10 protein-coding genes are annotated in these 6,545 nt (G+C 53.4%); 1 reads left to right on the top strand and 9 read right to left on the bottom strand.

All coding sequences use genetic code 11. The features are described 5' to 3' along the window. From BG457_RS12435 to BG457_RS12425, 3 genes are all read right to left on the bottom strand, one after another. Positions 1-226: replication initiator protein A (locus tag BG457_RS12435; RefSeq protein WP_175546793.1), on the bottom strand; the 226-nt coding region annotated here is incomplete at its 3' end. Between the two features lie 359 nt (positions 227-585). Continuing rightward, positions 586-1,149: a hypothetical protein gene (locus BG457_RS12430; RefSeq protein WP_071797503.1), complete on the bottom strand. Its 564-nt coding sequence runs from the start codon at positions 1,147-1,149 to the stop codon at positions 586-588. After that, positions 1,146-1,412, bottom strand: coding sequence for a hypothetical protein (locus BG457_RS12425; protein WP_071797502.1), 267 nt, complete (start codon positions 1,410-1,412; stop codon positions 1,146-1,148). Before BG457_RS12425 ends, BG457_RS12430 begins: the two co-directional genes overlap by 4 nt. Positions 1,413-1,565: 153 nt before the next feature. Here BG457_RS12425 and mobQ point away from each other — a divergent pair, with 153 nt between their 5' ends. Next, complete coding sequence (mobQ, locus tag BG457_RS12420; RefSeq protein WP_071797501.1) at positions 1,566-2,831, top strand: MobQ family relaxase; 1,266 nt, start codon at positions 1,566-1,568, stop codon at positions 2,829-2,831. 410 nt (positions 2,832-3,241) lie between these two features. Here the strand turns inward: mobQ and BG457_RS20015 are convergent, their stop codons facing one another. The 6 genes from BG457_RS20015 to BG457_RS12395 form a co-directional block, all read right to left on the bottom strand. Continuing rightward, the gene (locus BG457_RS20015; protein ID WP_139257730.1) at positions 3,242-3,718 is read right to left on the bottom strand and encodes a hypothetical protein; all 477 of its coding nucleotides are present in this window, start codon (positions 3,716-3,718) and stop codon (positions 3,242-3,244) included. A 474-nt stretch (positions 3,719-4,192) separates the two neighbouring features. After that, entirely contained in the window at positions 4,193-4,522 is a 330-nt protein-coding gene (locus tag BG457_RS12415) for a hypothetical protein (RefSeq protein ID WP_071797500.1), read from the bottom strand. A gap of 51 nt (positions 4,523-4,573) precedes the next feature. Next, the gene (locus tag BG457_RS12410; RefSeq protein WP_071797499.1) at positions 4,574-4,852 is read right to left on the bottom strand and encodes a helix-turn-helix domain-containing protein; all 279 of its coding nucleotides are present in this window, start codon (positions 4,850-4,852) and stop codon (positions 4,574-4,576) included. Beyond that, the gene (locus tag BG457_RS12405; RefSeq protein WP_071797498.1) at positions 4,849-5,187 is read right to left on the bottom strand and encodes a type II toxin-antitoxin system RelE/ParE family toxin; all 339 of its coding nucleotides are present in this window, start codon (positions 5,185-5,187) and stop codon (positions 4,849-4,851) included. Before BG457_RS12405 ends, BG457_RS12410 begins: the two co-directional genes overlap by 4 nt. 71 nt (positions 5,188-5,258) lie before the next feature. Then, complete coding sequence (locus BG457_RS12400) at positions 5,259-5,690, bottom strand: MerR family transcriptional regulator (protein ID WP_071797496.1); 432 nt, start codon at positions 5,688-5,690, stop codon at positions 5,259-5,261. A gap of 73 nt (positions 5,691-5,763) precedes the next feature. Then, the coding region (locus BG457_RS12395; protein WP_071797494.1) for a replication initiator protein A at positions 5,764-6,545 on the bottom strand (782 nt) is incomplete at its 5' end.

Raw genomic sequence — 6,545 nt, 5'->3', positions numbered from 1 at the left:
AGAATATTAGGATATCCTTGTCCTTGATGGTTGGCAGTCCTAACCCGGATGGAATGATTTCGAGGCTATTCTCCCCGCTCTGATAAACCAAGTGGCGCATGTCAGGCTGCGTTGCCAGCGAGAACAACGGGTGTTCCATCGACGCCATGTCGTCCTTTGGCACGACATCAGCGATGTCGAGGATGAAGAAGTCTTTCTGAGGGTGTCGATCTGGAAGTAGGGCCATGGATAATTCTTAGCTTATGTTCGTGCTTTCGGGAACCGGAATTCGTGCTATTGGGAACCGATGTTGCAGGCAGCATGCTAAACGCATTCGTTCGTGCTTTCGGGAACCAACTCTTGTGCCAAAATCGTTCGTGCCTTTCGGAACCAAAATTCGTGCCTTTCGGAACCAAAATTCGTGCCTTTCGGAACTGTCCACAGGGTTAAACATTTGTTTTAGATGGGGTTCTGGCATCCGTAACACTACTCCGTAGGTAACACTAATAACACTAGGGCTTTTCGCCCGTATCGAGCCCAGAACACCACCACCTGCTCTGGTGGCAAGCAGTAGATTGCCATGAAGAGGATAGGACAGCCGTGAGGTCAGCCCCCAGACTGGGACGGGCGGTCAATCCAGATGGCGCAGAACCTACGGCCTTCCGGGTTGGTGATGACCTGGCCACCCGCAGTGGTGCAATAGACGCCCGGATATTGGCCGAACTCGCGCGCGTCCCCCCGGCCTATGATGAGAAACGCCGCAAGAAGCCCCAGAACGGCCCCTCCAGCGCCGATGGAGGCCAACCACACCCAGAACCCGCCAAAGTAGCGCCATGCCTCTCTGCGGGCCTCTCCGGCGGCCTTGGAGTAGTTCTGAGCGGCGGCGAGGCTTTCAGCATGACTTTTCTCTATAGCCATGTTGGCCACTTCTGTGGCCGCAATGATCGCTTCCAAGCGTAACTTGTCCAGTCCGAGAGACATTTGCTTAGAAAGGGCGCTGTGAACTGTCCGCCCGGCCTCGCTCATTTGTTCCACGCCCTCAACGATTTTCTGGTTCAGGGCATCGGCCTCATTCTTGTTGAGGCTGGTGCGTTGGAGATGTGCAATCTGCTGCCCCATGCGGGCCAGCTCGTCGGCCAGAATTTCGAAGGAATCTTTGCCACCGCTCATGCTTGACCTGCCCCGGCGCTTTGCGCCTTTGCATCGAGGTCAGTCAGAAGACTGCTCAGCTCCTTCTGATCTACGTCCCGTGTCGCATTCTTGCGGAGGGCCGCAGCCAGCCACTTTGCGATCTTCGGGTCTTTCAGAGCTTCGGTTGTGACGATGGCCCCGACAATGATCTTGCGGCGTGTTTCCTGAGCCTTTGCCCGCGTTCTAAGCCGCGCAAGTTTTGCCTCAGCTTCAGCCACCTGCTGTTCAATCGTCCGTGCCATTTCAATACTATCCCTCTCGCTATGGTTGTGCTTTTGGCCGGAATGCAGAAAGGTTGCAAGGCACGAAGTGCCCACTTATACAAACGTTTTACGTTTGTGTGGGCAAGGGGCGTTGCACTCCCCTTTGAACCCCTGCTAAGGCACCGCGCGAAAATGGCGATCTATCACCTTCGGGCCACGATGATTTCGCGATCCGCTGGCCGCAGCGCCACGGCAGCTGCGGCCTATCGTAGTGCGTCCCACATCGAGGATCACCGCACCGGGCTTTCGTTCGATTATCGCGCCCGGGGTGGCGTCGATCACGTCGAAATCCTCGCCCCTGCCCATGCGCCGGAATGGACGCAGGATCGGGCGGCACTGTGGAACGCGGTCGAAGCGGCCGAGACCCGGAAGAATTCGCAGGTGGCCCGCGAAATCCGGGTGGCCTTGCCTGCCGAGCTGGACCACGGGCAGCGCGTCGAGCTGGTGCGCGACTTCTGCCAGCGGCAGTTCGTGGACCGGGGCATGGTGGCTGACATCGCCCTTCATGCGCCTGGGCGCGAAGGTGATGACCGCAATCATCATGCCCACATCCTGCTGACCACCCGCGAGATCGCCGCCGAGGGCTTCACCACCAAGAACCGCGACTGGAACGCCGTCGAGGTTCTGGATGGGTGGCGCGAGGCATGGGCGCAGGATGCTAACCTTGCCTTAGAACTGGCCGGCCACGGCGAGCGTATCGACCACCGCACCCTTGAGGCGCAGCGCATCGAGGCGCTGGAGCTGGCCCATCTCGCCCAAGAGCGGGGCCACGAGGCCGAGGCGCTGGAACACACCGTCCGGGCCGTTGCGCTGGATCGCCCGCCCCTGCCCCAGTTGTCGGTGGGCGCGTGGCAGCTGAAGGAACGCGGACAGGAGGTTGCCGCCGTCCGCGTCTGGCATGAGGTCAAAGCCCATGCCGCCGAGGTGGCGCGTGTTGCCCAAGAGCTGGCCGGACATGTTCGGACATGGCTTGAGCGGGCGGCAGATCACGCCCTAGACAGGTTGCCGCCGTCTGCGTCCGGGCTTGCCTATGAAGGCGGCGGGCATGAGCGTGATCGCCCGCAGGATGATCTTGCCGCCCGGATGCGCGAGGCTTGGGCATTGCGCGATGCGCAGTCAGGTATCGGGGGTAAGCGCTCAACGATCAGCGAAGAGATATCAGACAAACCTGAAACTCCGCCGCAAAGCTTGGCTGATCGTCTGCGGCTTGCGGCCCGTGGTATAGACAGTGCGGATCTGGCCGACCGTGCCGCTGCCTTGCAACGTGACAGGGAAACGGAGCGGGAGCATGAGGCCCAAGAGGTCGAGCGGCTACATGCTGAAGAGCTAGAGCAGGAGCAGCTGCGCGAAAAGGAGTCGGAGGCAAGACATGGCGATAAAGGTATAGTAATGGAGTGACTATTAGCTTAAAATTTACTCTACTCTGATAAATATCTATACACAGAAATTCTGATTTCAGAAGATTCGAATAATAAAGGAGCGCACGGTGTCCAAAGCCCAAAAATGCAAATGTGGTGGTTTTTACGTATTATCCATTTACGGAATGTCATGTCCCGGTGGCAAAGAACGTGAGAAAGAATTTTGTCCACACTGCAACAGGCTGGTTTTCTCTGAGATGACTTCGGCTTGTACCTCGATTAGGAGTGCAACAGTGCATGAGATTTCTCAATGGGAGAAAAAAATATAATTTAAAAGACAGACAGACAACCAAAACTGCAACAGATCTTTCTGATATATTGGAAAGTTGATATTAATTAACCTTAAGCATTCATGAAATGAAGAGTGGCATTCACATAATAAAGTAAAAGTCAGCGTGCAAAGTCAGGAATACAATCAGTGATCGCGGAGCTTGATCCTTTTAGAGTGAAACGAGCGGAATCACTATTCTCAAACAAAACATGTACTGAATTATGAATCTTTAGTTTTTCGATCACACGCTCATAGTTATCAGCACATGCGCGACAGTCCGATGTTATTTTACCATCTGTGATCCAAATATTTTCTGGGTCTTCGTTGTCAAACGTAAGAGTCACGTGTCCTCCAGTTGGTGCGCGCCCGGCAAGCGTGAACGATATAGCCGTTTGAGCAAATGAGCTTCCGCCATCGTTGCAAGTGACATATATCCTGTTTCCAGGGCCATGAGTTACTATCGCTTCAGAAACTCCCTGCCCCCACCCTGATTGCCATTGTTCATCTTGTCCGAAGGAAAGCGCTGGTGACGCAAGGACAACTGTCGCAAACGCGACATAGGGGAAAGAGTGTTGAATTCTTGAGATAAATTTCACAATTTACTCCATGTCTTATGGTTGTCGCAAAGAGAACACGCCGCCTTCGAACAAGTACCAAGCAGATTGTCGAGTTTCGTTCGTGACAAAGGGATAGATTACACGTCGCTGGTCGGCATCTGTGTCCCCTTCACATGTAATTCGGTGCACAAACAGCGTCTCGCTACTAAGCGTCATCTCTTCTTTTATTGGCTTGAAGAGGGTGAATTCAGGATTTATGAAAAATTCATCGTTGTCGTAATAAGTATATGATGATGATTGACCGGCGTAGTTGCACCTATAGAAGATGCCATCCCCATACCCGCGATTAAAGGTCTGTGTCTTACCTATTATGCTTTGTGCGTCAACAAACCAAGCTTCACCAGTGAACTCTACCACTGTCCACTGAGCGTCAATAAAGTCAGCTTTTCCTGAGGTGCTTATTGAGGAGATTAACGTTGCTATTATCACAATTTTTTTTACAAACATTATATTTCAGTACTCAAATGAGTTTAATGTATTTGCGGCGTTAGTTTCAAGTTCAATGCATCCTTCGAGTATATTGTATGATCCACCACTTATTACTGCCACTTCATTGCAGTAATATCTAGATTTAGATGAAATTTGTGCCCAGTCAGCTTTCAAAGTGTTATATGACTGCTGCTCTATATTTATACAGCCATTATAGATCATAGCAGACCCGCCACTGATTTCTGAGACATCTACGCAGTATTTTTCAACGTTGTATCTTGGAATACCATCAGCTTGGGCTGGTAGTGTTAAGCCATAGAGCATAGAGGCTATTATCAGGATTGGCCGAGACATATTACCCTCACTGAAAAGGTATTGTTTGGTTTGCAACGTGACACTTCCCTATCAGGATAGAAGGGCGCGTTTCACCAGTTCTGGTTCCTTTTGAATCAGTCGCAGCAAGGTCGCTGCCGGTCCATTGACTCTGCGCTGTCCTTGCTCCCACTTCCGGTATCCTGACAGGCTCATGCCCATCAGAGGGGCCATTTGTGCCTGTGTCAGCTTGGCCTGTTCTCGCACTTTCCGCGGTGCGATGGGGGCATGGACAACGGCAGGTCCTTCGCCGTTCGCATGGGCAAGGGCTTCAGCCATTGCTTGGATCAGATCGTCTCCGAAGGAGCTCATTTCTTATCCTTCCTAGTTGCCTTAAGGGCGGCCGCTAATGCGGAAACAGTGCGTTTTTCGTCCGGTGTCATGTCGCCCTGATTTTTCTTCGTATAAGCAAGAAGTGCGTACAGCGGCATCGTGTCATCCAGATAGTAGTAGATGATCCGAGCTCCCCCCCTTTTGCCGCGCCCGGAGGCCGCGAAGCGAACCTTGCGTACTCCGCCTGTTCCCGGAATCTCATCCCCTGCCAGCGGATTTTCTGCCAGAAAATCGATCAGCTCACGTTTTTCGTCTTCGGTGAAGAGCTTTTCAGTCTGGCGAGTGAAGATCGGGGTTTCTGCTACCGATTGCATGTTAGGATATACCCCAATGGGTTACATATTTCAAGTGTCATGTGCCGGTTGATTTCTCTGGCACAGGGGGCTTAACCGAAAAGGCGTTTCCAGAAACCTTTTGGCCTCTGATCGTTCAGTAGCGTCAGAACGCGACCTTCTGAGCTGTCGAGGCGCTTGCGCAAGTCTTCTACAGTGTCCGACAAATGGCGTTTCTGCTCCTCCAGCCCGTTCTTTCGTTCCTCCATCACGGCAAGTTCTTTTTCCAGATCAGCTATCCGCTGTAGAGTGTTGAAATCTGGGGGAAAACCATCTGATTGCGCGCTGTTTCGTGTCGTTGCGTTTTGGCGTTGTACGACGCGTTGCGCGACGGGCTGGAAAACTCTGTGAAGTTCTGATGGATCTATCTCATATGACCCGTTGTCACCCTTTGGCGCAGAAATTTTCCCACTTTTTATAGCCCTCTGGATGGTCGCTTTGTTCTTGCCGGTGGCCGCAGCGGCTTCTGAGAGTGTGTACTTCATGGTGTTGTGGGTCCGTTGCGCATCGTTGCATGGCTATGCTGTGCGACGCGTTGCGTCGTTGCAAGGTTTTTTATCACCGTAGGCGACCCTGTTTCTTGCAGTATGCCACAAAGGCCGCACCGGCATTTTTGGGCGGGTTCCCTTTTGCAGATTCCGCCTTAGCGAAGGCCATCCAGTCCGACCGTAGGACGTGGTAGTCCCTGCCCTTCTCCCGGGCGACCTCGCGGGCTTTCTCCTCGGACCATTCCGGCAGCCGGATATTAGATGCCAGCGCTGTAGAGGCTGACCGTGGCCGGAAGATTACCAAGTCGTCAGCCATCAGCTCGATCTTGTAGAACGGCGTGCAGTCATCTTCGATGATCTGTCTCAGGTTCAGTCGGAACTTCTTGAGAGGGGCGCTGCTGCCCGTCTTGTTCTGAAGATTGGCCAGCCCGATTTGCCACTTTGGCTGCGCACCGCAGTGCTTGCGAGCAATCTCATAGATGCGGCGTTCTAAGGGGCGGCGAAGGCGGAAATAGTCTTCCGAGATGCTGATTACCTCGTTGGCCTCGATCGCGCGCATCAACCAGTCAGACAGAACGACCTCGCAGTAGTCGAGGCGCCATTTTCCTTCTTCCCGCATTACGAAGCCGCCTTCGTCGATCAGTCCAAAGATGCGGACTTCTTTTCGATTCCCAGTCCTGATGTTGGTCTTGAACTGGGTGCCCTGAAGGCGCTGGAAGGCATGTTCTAGGCGCTTGTATTCCCTTCCGTCCGTGTTGCGGTTCGTTCCGATCATCAGTTCGCGTGCGCTGAACCTGACCCGCTTTCCGATGGGTTCGCCCCGGTTTTTTCTGTCCATCAGCTGGCTGATGC

This window comes from Natronohydrobacter thiooxidans, from assembly GCF_001884735.1.
In the GTDB taxonomy this organism is placed as follows: Bacteria; Pseudomonadota; Alphaproteobacteria; order Rhodobacterales; family Rhodobacteraceae; genus Roseinatronobacter; species Roseinatronobacter thiooxidans_A.
This window is presented reverse-complemented; position numbering and strand designations above follow the sequence as displayed.